Here is a 1,280-nt window from a genome sequence, read left to right on the forward strand (position 1 = left end):
CCCTTCGGTGTCCCAGGCTCCCAGCTGGCGAGTGATCACTCTCTGCCGGTCTCGGCGTCGGGGAGCTCTCCGCTCCCCCACCGGTTTCCCGGTGCGGGGTGCCCCTCGCCGGCGCCCGGCCGGGCGGCGACGCGGTGGGGACGGGCAGGGGGCCACCGGCGACGAAGCCCTGGATCCCAGGTCTCGTCCCCCCATCGTGACCGGTACGGATTGGCCCAGGGTCTCGGCGTCGAAATGACCCGCGCCGCAGGGCACTTCGGGCCGTAGGGTCGTGATCATGACCGAGGAAACGCCCACCGGATCCCTGTCCACCACTCCCCTTCAGGCGGTGCTGACCCGCCGCGCGGACGCCGAGACCTGTGCCGACCCGAGCAGTGTCATGACGCTGCTCGGCGAGTCGGACAAGGCCCTTGGCGGCTTCACGACGTACCGGTCCACCTTCGCCGAGGGAGCCGTGGGGGCCCCGGCCCACTTCCACACCAGGGCGACCGAACTGTTCTTCGTGATCAGCGGATCTCTGCGGGTGCTGATGGGCGAGGAGATCACCGTCCTGGACGAGGGCGACTTCCTGGCCGTGCCGCCGGGCACCCCGCACGCCTTCGCCGCGGCGCCCGGCGCAAAGGCGGACGTGCTGTTCGTGTTCACGCCCGGCATGGGCCGGTTCGACTACCTGCGCCTGCTCGGCCGGGTGATGCGCGGAGAGGCCGATCCGAAGGAGATCGCCGAGTCCGCGGAACGCTTCGACAACCACTACGTCGACAGCCCCGTATGGCGTGCCGCGCTGGAGACGTCGGCGTGATCGACTCCACGACGCACGTCCGTGTGGCCCGCCCTTCGCGGGACCTCGCCGCCGCCGAACGCTTCTACGTGGACGGGCTGGGGCTCGCGGTGCTGTGGCGGAGCACCGAACGGGTCCCGGGCGAGCACGAACTGCTGATGGTCGGCCCCGCGGGCGCCTCCTGGCACTTCGAGCTGACCCGCGACCCCGAGCGCCCGCTGGAGCCGGCTCCGACCGTGGACGACCTGTTCGTGCTCTACCTGGGCGCCCCCGTGGAGGAGAGCCTGGTCGACCGGCTGGTGACCTGCGGCGGCACCCGGGTGCGCGCACAATCCGTACTGGGACGAGCACGGGGTGACGGTCGCCGACCCGGACGGCTACCGGCTCGTCCTGTGCTCACGCACCTGGGGTTGTGAACTGCTGTGGTGTGACTTCGTAGGAGTGAGTTCTGGCGTGTGTGGGGGAGTGGTGGTGGGCTGCTGTGCGCGGGGGCCGGTGTGGT

The 1,280-nt window shown here is 71.2% G+C and carries 1 protein-coding gene and 1 pseudogene; both read left to right on the forward strand.

The window, feature by feature from the left end:
* Positions 1 to 277: 277 nt before the first annotated feature.
* Positions 278 to 799 (forward strand): cupin domain-containing protein, encoded by a 522-nt coding sequence (locus ACWGH4_RS35175; RefSeq protein WP_453467978.1) that lies wholly within the window; start codon positions 278 to 280, stop codon positions 797 to 799.
* Positions 769 to 1,186 (forward strand): annotated as a pseudogene (locus ACWGH4_RS35180) (VOC family protein); the annotation flags it as partial. The gene ACWGH4_RS35175 and the pseudogene ACWGH4_RS35180, both read left to right, overlap by 31 nt.
* Positions 1,187 to 1,280 lie beyond the last annotated feature (94 nt).

Source organism: Streptomyces sp. NPDC054847, from assembly GCF_053610925.1.